At 65.5% G+C, this 14,993-nt stretch carries 14 protein-coding genes; 4 read left to right on the top strand and 10 right to left on the bottom strand.

Features of this window, described 5'->3' with window-relative positions:
• Positions 1–184 precede the first annotated feature (184 nt).
• The 3 genes from ACE3TJ_RS04305 to ACE3TJ_RS04295 are packed head-to-tail and all read right to left on the bottom strand — an operon-like array spanning position 185 to position 2,460.
• On the bottom strand, positions 185–982 hold the full coding sequence (locus ACE3TJ_RS04305) for a LytR/AlgR family response regulator transcription factor (protein ID WP_374594201.1): 798 nt from the start codon (positions 980–982) through the stop codon (positions 185–187).
• Positions 982–2,082 (bottom strand): sensor histidine kinase, encoded by a 1,101-nt coding sequence (locus tag ACE3TJ_RS04300; protein WP_374594199.1) that lies wholly within the window; start codon positions 2,080–2,082, stop codon positions 982–984. Before ACE3TJ_RS04300 ends, ACE3TJ_RS04305 begins: the two co-directional genes overlap by 1 nt.
• Positions 2,083–2,142: 60 nt before the next feature.
• Entirely contained in the window at positions 2,143–2,460 is a 318-nt protein-coding gene (locus ACE3TJ_RS04295; RefSeq protein ID WP_374594197.1) for a 2Fe-2S iron-sulfur cluster-binding protein, read from the bottom strand.
• Positions 2,461–2,542: 82 nt separating this feature from the next.
• Between ACE3TJ_RS04295 and ACE3TJ_RS04290 the strand changes: the two genes are divergently transcribed.
• Together ACE3TJ_RS04290 and ACE3TJ_RS04285 are read left to right on the top strand one after the other, a co-directional pair.
• Positions 2,543–3,160, top strand: a complete 618-nt coding sequence (locus tag ACE3TJ_RS04290) for a DNA-3-methyladenine glycosylase (protein ID WP_374594195.1) — start codon at positions 2,543–2,545, stop codon at positions 3,158–3,160.
• A gap of 3 nt (positions 3,161–3,163) precedes the next feature.
• The gene (locus ACE3TJ_RS04285; protein ID WP_374594193.1) at positions 3,164–3,496 is read left to right on the top strand and encodes a YnfA family protein; all 333 of its coding nucleotides are present in this window, start codon (positions 3,164–3,166) and stop codon (positions 3,494–3,496) included.
• A gap of 3 nt (positions 3,497–3,499) precedes the next feature.
• Here the strand turns inward: ACE3TJ_RS04285 and pdeM are convergent, their stop codons facing one another.
• The 3 genes from pdeM to ACE3TJ_RS04270 are packed head-to-tail and all read right to left on the bottom strand — an operon-like array spanning position 3,500 to position 7,601.
• Positions 3,500–4,156, bottom strand: coding sequence for a ligase-associated DNA damage response endonuclease PdeM (gene pdeM / locus ACE3TJ_RS04280; protein WP_374594191.1), 657 nt, complete (start codon positions 4,154–4,156; stop codon positions 3,500–3,502).
• Positions 4,157–4,198: 42 nt separating this feature from the next.
• The gene (locus ACE3TJ_RS04275; RefSeq protein ID WP_374594189.1) at positions 4,199–5,134 is read right to left on the bottom strand and encodes a retropepsin-like aspartic protease; all 936 of its coding nucleotides are present in this window, start codon (positions 5,132–5,134) and stop codon (positions 4,199–4,201) included.
• Positions 5,135–5,177: 43 nt separating this feature from the next.
• Positions 5,178–7,601, bottom strand: a complete 2,424-nt coding sequence (locus ACE3TJ_RS04270; RefSeq protein ID WP_374594187.1) for a ligase-associated DNA damage response DEXH box helicase — start codon at positions 7,599–7,601, stop codon at positions 5,178–5,180.
• A gap of 98 nt (positions 7,602–7,699) precedes the next feature.
• On the opposite strand from ACE3TJ_RS04270, the gene ACE3TJ_RS04265 reads away from it, so the two are divergent.
• Entirely contained in the window at positions 7,700–8,233 is a 534-nt protein-coding gene (locus tag ACE3TJ_RS04265; RefSeq protein WP_374594185.1) for a DUF2239 family protein, read from the top strand.
• A 6-nt stretch (positions 8,234–8,239) separates the two neighbouring features.
• On the opposite strand, the gene ACE3TJ_RS04260 is transcribed toward ACE3TJ_RS04265, so the two are convergent.
• The 4 genes from ACE3TJ_RS04260 to ACE3TJ_RS04245 all read right to left on the bottom strand — a co-directional run bounded on the left by ACE3TJ_RS04260 (position 8,240) and on the right by ACE3TJ_RS04245 (position 13,556).
• Entirely contained in the window at positions 8,240–9,283 is a 1,044-nt protein-coding gene (locus ACE3TJ_RS04260) for an aspartate-semialdehyde dehydrogenase (protein ID WP_374594183.1), read from the bottom strand.
• Between the two features lie 216 nt (positions 9,284–9,499).
• Entirely contained in the window at positions 9,500–10,066 is a 567-nt protein-coding gene (locus ACE3TJ_RS04255) for a TIGR00730 family Rossman fold protein (RefSeq protein WP_374594180.1), read from the bottom strand.
• Between the two features lie 20 nt (positions 10,067–10,086).
• On the bottom strand, positions 10,087–10,809 hold the full coding sequence (locus tag ACE3TJ_RS04250) for a dienelactone hydrolase family protein (protein WP_374594178.1): 723 nt from the start codon (positions 10,807–10,809) through the stop codon (positions 10,087–10,089).
• Positions 10,809–13,556, bottom strand: coding sequence for a M16 family metallopeptidase (locus ACE3TJ_RS04245; protein ID WP_374594176.1), 2,748 nt, complete (start codon positions 13,554–13,556; stop codon positions 10,809–10,811). The genes ACE3TJ_RS04250 and ACE3TJ_RS04245 overlap by 1 nt, the downstream gene beginning before the upstream one ends.
• A gap of 187 nt (positions 13,557–13,743) precedes the next feature.
• On the opposite strand from ACE3TJ_RS04245, the gene ACE3TJ_RS04240 reads away from it, so the two are divergent.
• Complete coding sequence (locus ACE3TJ_RS04240) at positions 13,744–14,988, top strand: aspartate kinase (protein WP_374594174.1); 1,245 nt, start codon at positions 13,744–13,746, stop codon at positions 14,986–14,988.
• Positions 14,989–14,993: the final 5 nt, after the last annotated feature.

The raw sequence follows: 14,993 nt of genomic DNA, 5'->3' as shown, positions 1-14,993 counted from the left end.
CGCGCGGCCATATGCGCGCTATCGGCGGCGTGAACGGTTTTGTGCTTCGGGAGTGTTCTCGATTCTCGCATGGACGGTCTCAGCGAGGCGAACATGGTTCGCGGTTCGCGGAGAGCCTTTCACGCGAAACCCTATTTGGGAAGGCCCGGGATGACGAACCTCCGTCATCCCGAGCCGCCGTTTGTTACAGAAACCGTGCCACCACGTCCCGGTAGCTGCGGCTGACCTTCACTTCGGCGCCTGAGCCGAGCTTCAGGAAGCATTCGCCGTTGGTGTGCGGCTTCACCTGCTTCACCTGATCGAGGTTTACGATCGTGGAGCGGTGCACGCGCTTGAAAATGCGCGGATCGAGGCGCTTTTCGAGATCCTTCATCGTTTCGCGCAGGATGAGCGTGTTGTCGCCCGTGTAAATGCACATGTAGTCGCCGGCCGCGTCGATCCGCTCGATGCTTTCCACGTCGACACGGAAAATCTGGCCGCGATCCTTGATATTGATCATGCGCTCGAAACGCGACGCGGCATGAGCTTCCGGGACGGGCTTGATGTCCGCGGCGGCATTGGGCGCGACTTCTTCAAGAAGCTCGCGCAGCCGGTCCTTTTCGGCCCCGGCGTTCTTTTCGGCAAGCCGCTGACGCACGCGTTCCATCGTCGCTGCAAGGCGCGTCTCGTCCACGGGCTTCATCAGATAATCGACCGCATGGGCGTCGAAAGCCTTGAGTGCGAACTCGTTGTAGGCGGTGACGAACACCACGAGCGGCGGTTCGATGTCGGCGAGGCCGTTCACGACGGAAAAACCGTCGAAGCCGGGCATCTGGATGTCGAGAAACACGACATCGGGCTTGTGCGTCTTGATCGCACGGATGGCTTCGCGCCCATTGGCGCAGCGTTCGATGATCTCGATATCATCGAAGGCTTCCAACCGCATCTCAAGACCCTTGATGGCCAAAGGCTCATCATCGACCAATATGGTCCGGATCGTCATTAAGCGTTCTCCTTGAGCCGAACATTGGCCGACTCGAACGGGATTTCAATGTTGGCGACGACCCCCTGCGGTACGTTCGATATCATTTCGAACCGCTGGTCGTCGCCATAGGTCTGAAACAGTCTATCCCGAATATTGTTCAATCCGACCCCGGCGGACGGGACGAGTGCCGATCTTTCCGCGGTGAGCCCCGGCCCGTCGTCGCTGATCGAAATGAGCAGCCGGTCCCCCGAAACATGCGCCGCAACGACGATTTCCGCACCCTCTTCCTGCGGCGTAACTGCGTATTTAATGGCGTTTTCGACAAGCGGTTGGAGGAGGAGCGACGGCAGGCGGCCCTGCAGCGCGGCCTCTTCGATGTCGAAGCGCGTACGCAGCCGATCCTCGAAGCGCATCCTTTCGATCTCGAAATAGAGCTTCAGCGCCTCGATCTCCTGCGCAAGACTGACCGTTTCGGTCGGATCGCTGACGAGGCTGTAGCGCAGGAACGAGGACAGGCGGGAGAGCATGGTGTTGGCGCGCTCGGTTTCCTTCAGCAGCACCAGCGTCGAGATACTGTTCAGCGTGTTGAACAGGAAGTGCGGGTTGAGCTGGTAGCGCAGCATGGCGAGCTGCGCCGCACTCGCTTGCCCCGAAAGGATGAGGACGCGCTCAGACTGTTCATCGAGCAGCAGGTAGTAGTTGATGCCGAAATAGAGGCCCGTCCACGCTGCGAGGACGGAGATATCGAGCAGGATCGCGCCGAAGAACTGAATGCCTTGAGGCTCGAACGTCGAGTTGTAGAAGCGCGCGTGTGCCCACACCTCGATCACCGAAAACACGCCGGCGGCAAGTGCGACGAGAACGAGCGTGAGGCTCCACACGAACACCGCGCGCATCCGGATAATCCGCCGGTAGGCGGCAGACATGAGGAGCGTGAGGGAAAAGCCCGTCGCCGTCGCGATCAATGTCGGCAGGATGTAGGCGATGCCCATCGAGTTCGCGAGCCCGCCGAGCGCGCGCAGCACCAGATAGGCAGACCAGCCGCCGATCTGGAGCATCCAGAAGGCGTGGTTCTTGTCGGCGAAAAAGCCCTGTTTGGGGAGTGGACCGAGTTTCATCGCGCGAAGACTGCAACAATCGCCCGCAAAACGCGAGCGTGGAACTCAGGCCCCAAAACCTCAATCCTCGGGTGCAATGATGACCTTGAGGCCGTCGAGCGCGTCGCTCATCTCGATCTGGCAGGAAAGTCGCGAGCTTGCCTGTTTGTGGTCGGACGAATCGAGAAGGTCGTTCTCGTCCTCGCCGGGGCCGCCCACCGTGTCCGTCCATGCGTCGTCAACGAACACGTGGCAGGTCGCGCACGAGCAGCAGCCGCCGCACAGCGCCAGAAGCTCATCGAAGCCGTTGTCGCGAATGGCTTCCATCACGGACAGGCCGTTTTCAGCTTCCACCGTCTTTTCCGAGCCGTCGCGCGATACGACAATCAGTTTCGGCATCTCGTTCCCCGTTCCCTCGACCTTTGGATTCGGGGAGCCTAATAGCGGCAAGACGGGCGTTGTCAAAAGGCATGAGCGACGGATGGGTCTGAGTGCGGAAGCCCTGCGGGAGGGCATCGATGCCATTGCGGCGCGCGATGAACATGTTGCAGCGGCGCTCGGGCGGGCTGGGTATCCGGAACCGCGCATCCGCGCACGGGGCTATGAAACGCTGCTGAGGACCATCGTGGGCCAGCAGGTGAGCGTCGGCGCGGCGAACAGCATCTGGAACAAGCTCGCGGCCGCGATCGGCGACATCGCGGACCCCCGCGCGCTGCTTGCACGGTCTTTCGAAGAGCTGCGCGGGGCGGGCCTCTCGCGGCAGAAAATCGGCTACGCACAAAGCCTTGCCGGTCTTTCCGCTTCCGGTGAGATCGACTTTGCGAACCTACCCGCCGATGACGAAGCGGCCATCGCATTGCTGAGCGCCGTAAAGGGCATCGGACGCTGGTCGGCGGAAATCTATCTGCTGTTTGCCGAGGGACGCCCCGACATCTGGCCCGCGGGCGATCTCGCCGTGCAGATCGAGGTGGGGCGTATCAAGGGTCTTGCCGAACGGCCGAGCGAGCGTGCGACGCGGGAAATCGCCGAACTGTGGCGCCCGCACCGGGGCGCGGCGGCGGTTTTCATGTGGCACCACTACAAGACCGACGTTCTTTAGCGGATGCCGGGCTTTACCATCGCTGCCTATGTCGGCGCCGCCATTGCCGAAATCGCCGGATGCTTCGCTTTCTGGGCGTGGCTGCGTCTCGGCAAGTCGCCGCTCTGGCTGGTGCCGGGCGTGCTGTTGCTCTGCCTGTTCGCGTGGCTGCTGACGCTCGCTGAAACCGATCAGGCGGGCCGGGCCTATGCGGCCTACGGCGGCATCTACATCCTTTCGGCGCTCGGCTGGCTCTGGGTTGCCGAAGGCGTGCGGCCGGATCGGTGGGACGTGATCGGGGTGGGGTTTTGCCTCGTCGGCGCAGCCGTCATCCTGTGGGGGCCACGCACGGCCTGAGTATCAGGCGGCGAGCGGGAAACGCAGCAGGCGGTCTTTCGTGGGCACAAGCGCGGTCGCGGGACGTCCGGCGGCGTTCAGGATCGCGGGGTGGTCGGCGGCAAGCCCGCCGGTGAGTGCGCCGAATGCGGGCAGGATCAGCTTCCGTGCCGACATCACGAAACAGCGGCGGCTCACCATGCGGCCGCGCCCCTGAACGCGGATTTTCGGGTGGAAGTGCCCGCTGATCTCGGGGCGTGCCGAATCCGGCTCAGCTTCGTGGCGCAGCACGATGCCGTCCACCTCGATCTCCGGCCGGACATGCCCGAGGCCATCGGCTTTGAGGTCGTGGTTGCCGGTGATCCAGACCCAGTCGACACGGCTTTGAAGCGTGGTGAGCAGTTCGAGTGCCTTGGCGCCGAGCCGTCCGGGTCCGTCTGCGTCGTGGAAACTGTCGCCGAGGCACCAGAGCGTCTGTGCGCCGGTGGCAGTGATCAGCGCGTCGAGGTCGGAGAGCGTCTGCAGGCTGTCGTAAGGCGGCAGCATCTGGCCGAAACGTGCGAACCAGCTCGCCTTTTCGAAATGCAGGTCGGCAACGAGAAGCGCGCGGCGTGCGGGCCACCAAAGCGCGCCTGCGGCGAGCGGCACCATCTCGTGGCCTGCGAACGAAAGGGGAACCATGGCTCCGGCTATGCCCCGACGCGCGGGCGGGATCAAGGGGCGCTATCTGGCGCTGGCAAGCTGCGTAGCGTCCTCGCGGCTGCTGTCGCCGGGCACCACGAAGCGCACCTTTTTCGTCGCGAAGTCCACCGCCACCTGATTGAAAGCGCGGAGCGTATTCATGCCGAGCAGCATCGCCGGGCGCTTGTCGAGGCCGAGTTGCCGGAAAACGGGGAGGTCGGCGAAGGCGATCGGCATACCGGTGAGTGTCACGCTGCCAAGGCGCATGTCGTTCACGACGGCGATCTCTGCGGGAACGGAGCCGCCCGCCACGTCTTGCAGTGTCGTCGGGATCAGCAGCATCGCCTTGCCGCGCTTCACCGCCGCTTTGCGCATGGCGAGGTTGCCGACGCTGTGCTCGGCGCCCGTATCGATCACCACCGCGATCTTGCGCTCTCCGACGGCCGCGTCGGCCAGGATTAGGCGGCCGAGGCGGCTACGCGCGCGGATCACGATGGTATCGCCCTCGTCGGCGTTGAGCTCGGGCGCCTTCGAGGCGGGCGTCACCATGATCTTCTGCTGCGCGAAATCGATAAGGATCGCTTTCGATTGCAGACTGTCGATGCCGAGCAGCCCCTCTGCGCCGAGATTGCCGCGCTTGAGGAGCGGCGCCTGCACATTGCGAACGGGCGTACTCGTCACCGAGAGTGATGGCACCGTCACCGTCTGGAAGCGCTGGGCGCCGCTGATGCTGTGCACCTCGGCAGTGCCTGTGCGCCCGAGGCCGAGCGTGTTTGCCAGCTCTTCGGAAAGCACGGTGCGTTCGGCGCCTGTATCCACCACAAAATTGAACGGGCCTTGCCCGTCGATGCTGACCGGCACGGTCATGCGCTGTGACTTGTCGGCGCCGAAATCGACGGCTTCGTTCGCGGCAGGCGGCGGCAAGACCGGTTCGGTGGTTCCGGCGGCCAGCAAAACAGCGATTGCCCAGGCGTTCATAACGCGATCTCCCCGGTGGCGATTCTACGCCATATCGGGGCGTTCAACAACGACGCTCGTCGACGTGCATCGCCTCTTGGGCGAGCGCTTCCGCTTCGATGAGCAGCGCCTCGTCGGCAAGGCCCCGCGCAACGCTTTCGCGGCCGATCATCACCAGCACCGGCACAGCGAGCGGGGAAACGCGGTCGAGGCGCTTGTGAACGATACTGCTCGCCGCGCGATCGAGCAGATTCGCGAGGCGGGCGACGTCGGTCAGCCGCAGGCGCGCATCCTCCCACGCGGCGCGCAGCAGCATGTGGTCGGGCTCGTATTTGCGGAGCACATCGTAGATGAGATCGGTGGAGAAGGTGACCTGGCGGCCGGACTTGCGCTTGCCCGGGTGCTGGCGCTCGATAAGGCCGCCGATCACCGCGACCTCGCGGAAGGCGCGCTTCAGGAGGTGCGACGTCTGCACCCACTCGGCAAGCTCGTCTTCGAGGATGTCCGGCGAGAAGAGCGGGGCGGGGTCTTTCACTTCCTTGAGGCCATAGACGCCGAGCGCATAGTCGTTCGCCACGAAGCCCGTGGGCTGCAGGCCAAGCGTTTCCATGCGGCGGGTGAGCAGCATTCCGAGCGACTGGTGCGCGTTCCAGCCTTCGAAGCTGTAGGCGATCATGTGGTGGAGGCCTTCGTGCGGGAAGGTCTCGATCAGCAGCTCGCCGGGCTTCGGCAGGACGGAGCGGATCTGCTGCACTTCCAGCCATTCCGCCACGTCCGCCGGGAAGCGCCGCCACTCGGCAGGGTCGGCGAGGAAACCGCGCACCCGGTCGGCAAGGTGCGTGGAGAGCGGCAGGCGCGCGCCCATGTAGCTCGGGATCATCGCCGCGCGGCGGGTGGCGCTGACGATGAGGTCGGTGTCGATGATGCGTTCGACCTCCAGCGCGAGGCCTGCGAAGCGGAACGTGTCGCCGGGGGAGAGCGTGGAGGCGAAATACTCCTCGACGCGGCCGAGGCTGCGGCCGTTCGCGAAACGCACATCGAGCATCGGCGCCTCGACGATGATGCCGGCGTTCAGCCGGTGCTGCTTGGCAAGCGTGGGGTGGCTGACGCGCCAGCGCCCGTCCGGGTTTTGGGTGAGGCGCTTGTAGCGATCGTAGGCGCGCAGGGCATAGCCGCCGTCCGCCACGAAGTTCAGCACGCGGTCGAACGCTTCGCGCGTGAGCGCTGCGTAGGGCGCGGCGCGGCGGATTTCGCCGAACATCGCATCGGCATCGAAGGGCTCGGCGCAGGCGCACGCCATCAGGTGCTGGGCGAGCACGTCGAGCGCGCCGGGGCGCCATGGTTCGGTATCGAGCTCGCCCGCGTCGATCGCGTCGAGCGCGGCGCGGGCTTCGAGGTATTCGAAGCGGTTGCCGGGCACGACGATGGCCTCGCTGGCCTCGTCGAGCCGGTGGTTGGCGCGGCCGATACGCTGGATGAGGCGCGATGAGCCCTTGGGTGCGCCCATCTGGATGACGAGATCGACGTCGCCCCAATCGACGCCGAGGTCGAGGCTCGCGGTGCAGACAAGCGCGCGCAAACGTCCGTCCGCCATCGCGCCCTCCACCTTCTGCCGCGCTTCCTTGGAGAGGGAGCCGTGGTGGAGACCGATGGGGAGCGTCGCTTCGTTCACCGCCCAAAGGTCGTTGAACACCAGCTCGGCGAGGCTGCGGGTGTTGCAGAAGACGAGCGTGAGCTTGTGCCGCTCGATCTCTCGGTAGACCTGCTCCGCCGCGTAGCGCCCGGAGTGGCCGGACCACGGCACGCGGCCCTCGGGGGTCAGGATTTCGATGTGCGCCTTCGCGCCCGGTTCGCCCGCGACGAGCGCGACGCTTGCGGGGTCATGGTCCGGCGCGAGCCAGCGGCGGTAGTCTTCGGGGTCGCCGATGGTGGCGGAGAGGGCGACGCGGCGCATATCGGGCACGATCGCCTGCAGCCTTGCCATCGCGAGCGCCAGAAGGTCGCCGCGCTTGCCGCTTGCGAAGGCGTGGACCTCGTCGATGACGATGGTCTTGAGACCCGCGAACATGCGCGCATTGTCCGGGTAGGAGAGTAGAAGCGACAGCGATTCAGGGGTCGTCAGCAAGATGTGCGGCGGAGCGGCGCGCTGGCGGGCCTTCTTGTCGGATGAGGTGTCGCCGGTGCGCGTCTCGACGCGGATGGGAAGGCCCATCTCCGCGATCGGGGTGAGCAGGTTGCGTTCAACGTCCGCCGCGAGCGCCTTCAGCGGCGAGACGTAGAGGGTGTGTAGGCCCTCGGACGGGTTCTGAGCGAGATCGGCGAGCGTCGGCAGGAAGCCCGCGAGCGTCTTGCCCGCGCCCGTGGCTGCCACGAGTAGCGCATGCTGCCCGGCCTCGGCGGCGGCGACCATCTCCGCCTGATGGCGCCGCACGCGCCAGCCGCGCGTGCTGAACCAGTCCGTGATGATGTTGGGAAGGGCCGGGAGCATCGGGCGCCAATGATGCAGCGGGGAGGGCGGCAGCGCAAACGGGATGTTTTATCCGGGTAATATTGACAGGGAAATTTTACCCGGATAAATCGAAGCGCATGGAACAGGAAAAATACACGGCCTTTCGGGGCGACGATAAATTTGCGTCAGGATCGCTTGCAGACGTGGCGCTCGCCTTGAAGCGGGACGGCGCGGACAATGTGCTGATCTTCAACGACAGTACCGGCGCTGAAACCGATCTCGACCTGCGCGGCACGGAAGCGGAAGTGGCTGCGCGCTATGCGCCGCCTCCCGCCGTTCCGGGGCGCCCGAAGCTTGGCGTTGTCGCGAAAGAGGTGACGCTGCTGCCGCGCCACTGGGACTGGCTCAAAACGCAGCGGGGCGGGGCATCGGCGGCGCTGCGCCGTCTGGTCGAGGATGCGGCGCGAGACAGCCGAAGCATCGCGAAGGCGGCGGCGGAAGCGGCTTACCGCTTCATGTCGGCAATGGCGGGCAACCGGGAGAATTTCGAGGAGGCGGCGCGCGCGCTGTTCGCAGCGGACGGCACGCGCTTTGCGGCGCTCACCGAGAACTGGCCGGAGGACGTGCGTGCCCATGCAAGGCAGCTCGCCGCTCCGGCCCTTGTCGATTGAAGGCGATCAGCGCGCCTGTTCGAGGAGCACTTCGGCGACCTGCACGGCGTTGAGCGCCGCGCCCTTGCGGAGATTGTCGCCGACCACGAACAGCGCGAGGCCGTGAGCCACGGTCGGGTCGCTGCGAACGCGCCCGACGAATACGGGGTCCTTGCCCGTGGCTTCGAGCGGGTTCGGGACGTCGGTCACGACGACGCCGGGCGCGGCTTCGAGCAGCTTTAGCGCGTCGGCGACCGAAAGCGGGCGTTCGAACGCCACGTTCATCGACAGCGCATGGCCGCTGAACACCGGAACGCGCACGCAGGTGCCGGAAACGGTGAGATCGGGGAGGCCGAGAATCTTGCGGCTTTCATCGCGCAGCTTGGCTTCCTCTTCAGTGTAGCCGTCTTCGCCGAGCACGTAGTTGAGCGGCACGACGTTGAAGCCGATCGGCACCGCCCACTTGCGCGGCTGACCGAGATTCACGGCGGCGCCGTCGCGGGCGAGCGCGTCGCTGCCGGATGCGCCCGCGACGATCTGTTCGTGGAGTTCCTCGACGCCGGCCATGCCGCCGCCCGAGACGGCCTGATAGGTGCTGGCGACCAGGCTCTTCAGGCCCGCCGCCGCGTGCAGCGGCTTCAGCACGGGCATCGCGGCCATCGTGGTGCAATTGGGGTTGGCGACGATTCCCTTCGGAATGTCGCGCAGCGCTTCGGGGTTCACCTCGGCGACGACGAGCGGCACGTCGGGATCGCTACGCCATGCCGAGCTGTTGTCGATGACGACGGCGCCCGCAGCGGCAGCCTTCGGCGCCAGTGCGCGCGAGGTGGAGCCGCCTGCCGAGAAAAACACGATGTCGAGGCCCGCAAAATCTGCGGTCTCGGCGTCTTCGACAACCACATCGGCGCCGCGGAAGGGAATTGCTTTTCCGGCCGACCGCGCGGAGGCGAAGAGGCGGAGCGTGCCGATCGGGAAATCACGCTCTGCAAGGATTTCGCGCATCATGCCGCCGACGAGGCCGGTGGCGCCAACGATGCCGACATTGGGGCGGGCGGGAAGGGATTTGGTCATGTGAACTGCGTCTCCTGTTGTGTGCAGAGGCGCGGGGACAGTGGGCTCGGAAGTTCCAGGCCGCCCCGCGCTCGGCGGGGCTCTGTCCTGCTTGCTTGACCGGTTAAACCGCCAGCACACGCAGAACCGCCCCGCGAGCGCGGACCGGCTTGGTGCTAATCGTTTTAATCGTCTTGGACATCGGGGCGGGCGAATAGCAGCCTCAAACAGCCTCGTCTAGCTCTGTTCGAGGCCGATCCATTTCTCGACCACCGGGCGCTGCCAGGCCTCCAGCGCGTCGATGAGCGCATCTGGAGTTGCGGCAACGGCGAGCATTCCGCGGTGCTGCGGGCGCACGAATTTCTCGGCGGCCATGTGATCGAGAAAGCCTGCAAGCTGGTCGTAGTAGCCCGCGACGTTGAGCAGGCCGCAGGGCTTTTCGAAAATGCCGAGCTGGCTCCACGTCCACACTTCGAACAGTTCTTCAAGCGTGCCGACGCCGCCGGGCAATGCCGCGAAGGCATCGGCGCGGCGTGCCATCTCGGCCTTGCGCTCGTGCATCGAGCCGGTGATCACAAGTTCCGTGAGGCCGTGGTGCGCGACTTCGTGGTCGACGAGGGCCTGCGGGATGACGCCCACCGCCTCGCCGCCCGCCGCGAGCACAGCATCGGCAAGCACGCCCATCAGGCCGATCGACGCGCCGCCATAAACGAGGCGGATACCGCGCGCGGCCATGGCCGTGCCAAGCGCGTGCGCGGTATCCGCATAGTCAGGTCGCGCGCCCCGGCTGGAACCGAGGAACACGCACAGGCTGGAAATTCGCCTCAGGCGAAGATCTCCTCGAGGAAGTGCAGCGTCGCCTGCCACGAGCGGCGGTCGGCGATTTCATTATACTGTGCGCCTTCTGCGCGGGCGTTCATGCCCTTCGCCGTGAAGGCGTGGACGGTGTCGCCATAAGCATTGAGCTGCCACTTTGCGCCTGCGTCGGTAAGCTCCTTGGCGAGTGCCAGCACATCCTGCGGCGGCGCGAGCGGGTCTTCCCAGCCGTGGTGGAGCTGCACCTGCGCGTGGATCGGTCCCTGCGGCCCGAGGTTCGGCGGCGGATAGACGCCATGGAACGACACGACACCCGCCACGTCCTTCGTGCCGCTGCGTGCGACATCGAGCGCGCAGAGGCCGCCGAAGCAGAAGCCGATGAGCGCGATGCGCGACGGATCAGCCAGGGGATGCGTCTTCGCAAACGCCACCGCGGCGAGCAGCCGGTCGCGGAGCAGCGCGCGATCGGCCATCAGCGGCGACATCAGTGCGCTGTTGTCCGCGCCCACCGTGCCGCGCACGCCTTTGCCGTACGTGTCGATGGCGATACCGACATAGCCCGCTTCGGCGAGCAGATCGGCGCGCTCGCATTCGTGGTAGCACTGCCCGGCCCACTGGTGCGCGACGAGGACGACAGGGCGTTTCTGCGTGCCGCCGGTGTGGGCGACATAAGCCTCGAACGTCGTACCTGCGTGCGAATATTCAGCTAAATTCGTTTCAACCTTGCTCATCATTTTACCTCGATTGGCAGCCCAAGGGTTTTCAGTTGCGGTTCGACCTTCTGCCGGTCGCCGACGACGACCCAGAGCAGCCGGTTAACATCGATATTCGCCTTCGCGGCAGCGACCAACTGGTCGCGGGAAAGCGCGTTCAGCTTTGCCGCATAGGTGACCTGATAGTCGTCCGGCCGTTTCAGGCGGGCGTTCGTCTCCAGCGCGTCCAGCACGGCGGCGGAAGATTCATAGGCCCCGGGCAAGCGCCCGGTGAGGAACGCCAGCGTGGATTTCACCTCGTCGGGCGTGATGGGCTTATCGGTGACGTAAGCGATAATGTCCTTGCGGAGCTCGGCGAGCGATGCACCGGTCTTGTCGACCTGCACGGGCGCGAACACGTAGAAGGGCATCTGGTCCGACGTCTGCGAGATCGCGGTGGAAACACCGTAGGACCAGCCCTTGTCCTCGCGCAGGTTCATGTTGAGCCGCGAGGTGAACACGCCGCCGAGCGGGGTGTTGACGGTGGTGAGCGCGAGATTGTCGTCCGTGCCTTTGCGCGCCAGCGGATAGCCCGCGAGAATGAACGACTGCGGCGAACCGGGACGATCAATCAGGATGATCTTGCTCGCCGTGGGCGCGCTCGCGGTCGTGAAGGTCTTGGCGCCCTTCGGCGTGGACGGCGCCGACCACGTGCCGACCGTCTTTTCAAGAAGCGGCATCAACGCGCCGAGCGTCGTCGCGCCCGAGGCGAAGATGGTGGCGTTGTCGGGCCGCAGCCACGTCTGGTGGAAGCTGACGAGATCGCCGCGCGTCACCGCCCTGACGCCCTCCACCGTGCCGGAGCCGGTGAGCGGCACGCCGTAAGGGTGCGCCGTGCCATAGATGAGCGGCGGCAGCAGGCGCAGCGCGAGCGTCTGCGGCTGGCTTTCCTCCTGCGCGATCCCGGCGATCTGGATGCCGCGCACGCGCTCAAGCTCGGCGGGATCGAACTTCGGGTTGCGGATGATGTCCGCCCACAGGTCGAGCGAGGGGGCGAGGTTGGTGGAAAGCGCCGAGAGCGAGACCTCGGTGGTGTCGTTGCCTGCGTCCGCGCCGATACTGGCGCCGAGGCGCTCCTCTTCCTCGGCGATCTGGATCGCCGTGCGCTTCGCGGTGCCCTCGTCGAGGAGCGACAGCATCAGCGACTGTGTGCCCAGTTTCTCGCGCGAATCCGCGGCATTGCCCGCATCGAACACCATCGACAGGTTCACGACAGGCACGGTGTCGCGCTTGGCGAACACGACCTCGATACCGTTCGAAAGCTTCGCGCGCTCGGCGGTGGGGAACTCGAGCGCGGGCGCGCCGTCCACCGGCGGCAGTTTCGATCGGTCGATGCCCTTGCCGGCGACCTGCTGCAGGCTGCCGTACGGATAGACCGTGAGCTGGTAGTCACCTTTGGAAATCCACCGGTCTGCAGCCGCTTTCACGCTGACAGGCGTCGCATTTACGTAGGCGGAGAGGTCTTTCTTGAACTGCTGCGGATCGCCCGAATAAAGCTCGCCTTCCGCGAGCGTCACCGCCTTGCCGCCGAAGCCGCCGACGGCTTCGAGGCCGCGAATGGTGCCGGAAACCGCGCGCATGGCGACGCGGCCGACCTCGTCCTTGGTGGGCCCCTTCGCGAGGAACTCGGCAAGAAGCTGGTCGAGGCGGGCATTCACCGTGTCCGGGTCCACACCCGGCTTCACGTCCACCTCCATCTGGAGCAGGCTGACCGCTTCGAACGGTTGCAGGTATGCCGACACACCGATGGCGAGTTGCTTGTCGCGGACGAGATCCTTGTAAAGCCGCGAACTGCCGCCGCCGCCAAGCGTCGCCGCGGCGATCGAGAGGTTCTGCGCGTCCTTATCGTTGAGGCCGGGCACCGCCCACACGCGGTAGATGCGCGTGTTGGAGACCTGATCCTCCATCGTTTCGCGCACAGTCTCGCTGCGTTCCGGCACCCATGCCCGCAGACGTCGCTCCACGGCGGGTCCGGCGGGAAGGTCGCCGAAATACTTCTCGACGAGCGGTTTTGCAGTCGCGGCGTTGATATCGCCTGCCAGCACGAGCACGGCGTTGTTGGGGCCGTACCATGTGCGGAACCACGTCTTCACGTCGTCGAGCGAGGCGGCGGAGAGGTCCGCCATCGAGCCGATTGTCGAATGGCGATAGGGGTGGCCTTCGGGGAACAGGCCCTCGAGGATGCGATACTCGGTCTTGCCGTAGGGCTGGTTGTCGCCCTGCCGCTTCTCGTTCTGCACGACGCCGATCTGGTTCGTCAGCTTGGTCTGGTCGATGGCGCCCAGCAGGTGCCCCATGCGGTCGGATTCGAGAAACAGGATGCGTTCGAGTCCGGGGGTGGGCACGTTCTGGAAGTAATTCGTGCGGTCGAACCACGTCGTGCCGTTGTAGCTCGTCGCGCCCATCTCCTGCAGCGCCACGAACCAGTCGTTGTTGTAGTTCTCGCTGCCGTTGAACATCAGGTGTTCGAAGAGATGCGCGAAGCCGGTCTTGCCCGCAGGCTCGTCCTTGGAGCCGACATGATACCAGATGCTCGTCGCGATGATCGGCGCCTTGCGGTCGGTATGGACGATGACGCGCAGGCCATTGGGCAGCGTGAAGCGCTCGTAGGGGATATCGACGGCGGAAACGAGTGCGGGATCGGGGCCCGCGCTCTTCGGGGCGGCGAGGGCCGGCACGGCCACCAGCGCGAGGGCGATGGCGGTGCCGAGGAAGCGTGATTTCATGGTGCAGCAAAGCTCCGGATACGGCCGAACGGCGGTCATACCCGAACGCATAAGCCGTTGGCGCGAGCGCGGCAAGCCGAGGCGCTTGCACTCGGGCAAGGCGGCTTCTATCAAGGCGCCGCTTTCGTACCGGCCGGTTCCGGCCGGGTTGTTTTCGTGAACGTGAAGAAGGAACAGGCGCCAGACCATGGCCCGGATCGTGATGAAATTCGGCGGTACGTCGATGGCGGGTATCGAGCGTATCCGTAACGTCGCCCAGCGCGTGAAGCGTGAGGTGGATGCCGGCAATGAAGTCGCCGTCGTCGTCTCCGCCATGGCGGGCGAGACGGACCGTCTTGTCGGCTTCTGTCGCGAAGCCGCCGCACTGCACGATCCGGCGGAATACGACGTTGTCGTCGCCTCGGGCGAGCAGGTGACGTCGGGGCTTCTCGCCATCACGCTGCAGGCGATCGGCGTGCCCGCGCGCAGCTGGCTCGGCTGGCAGCTTCCCATCCGCACGTCGGACGCGCACTCGACGGCGCGCATCGGCGATATCGATACTAGCGCCGTCCTCGCCGACATGGCGAAGGGCCGCGTTGCGGTCGTTCCGGGTTTTCAGGGCGTCACCGACGACGGCCGCGTCACCACGCTCGGCCGCGGCGGCTCGGATACCAGCGCGGTTGCGGTGGCGGCGGCGCTGAAAGCGGATCGCTGCGATATCTATACGGATGTGGATGGTGTTTACACCACCGATCCGCGTATCGTGCCGAAAGCGAAGAAGCTTCAGTCGGTCACGTTCGAGGAAATGCTCGAACTCGCAAGCGTCGGCGCGAAAGTGCTGCAGACCCGTTCGGTCGAGCTTGCGATGAAGGAAAAGGTCAAGGTGCAGGTGCTGTCGTCGTTCACCGACGCGCCCGGCACGTTCGTAGTCGACGAGGAAGAAGGCGTGGAACAGGAACTCATCACCGGCATCGCTTACAACCGCAATGAGGCGCAGGTCACGGTGACGGGCGTGCCCGATACGCCGGGCGTCGTTTCGCGCATTTTCGAGCCGCTCTCCGCCGCGAACATCAACGTCGACATGATCGTGCAGAACGTGGCGCGCGAAAGCGGCCGGACGGACGTGACCTTCACGGTACCGCGCACGGAGCTTGCCCGCGCGATGGACGAGCTGACCAAGTCCAAGGATGCGATCGGTTACGGCGCGCTCGAAGCTGTCGACAACGTCTGCAAGGTCTCCGTGGTCGGTGTCGGCATGAAGAGCCACGCGGGCGTCGCGCTCACCATGTTCAAGGCGCTCGGCGACCGCGGCATCAACATCAAGGCGATCACCACGTCCGAGATCAAGATCTCGGTGCTGATCGCCGAGGAATACACCGAGCTTGCGGTGCGCGTGCTCCACACCGCCTACGGTCTGGACGATACGTCCGAGCCTGCCGGGGCCGCTGCGTGAGCGGC

It is taken from the genome of Sphingosinicella sp. (assembly GCF_041916975.1).
GTDB lineage: Bacteria > Pseudomonadota > Alphaproteobacteria > Sphingomonadales > Sphingomonadaceae > Sphingosinicella.
This window is presented reverse-complemented; position numbering and strand designations above follow the sequence as displayed.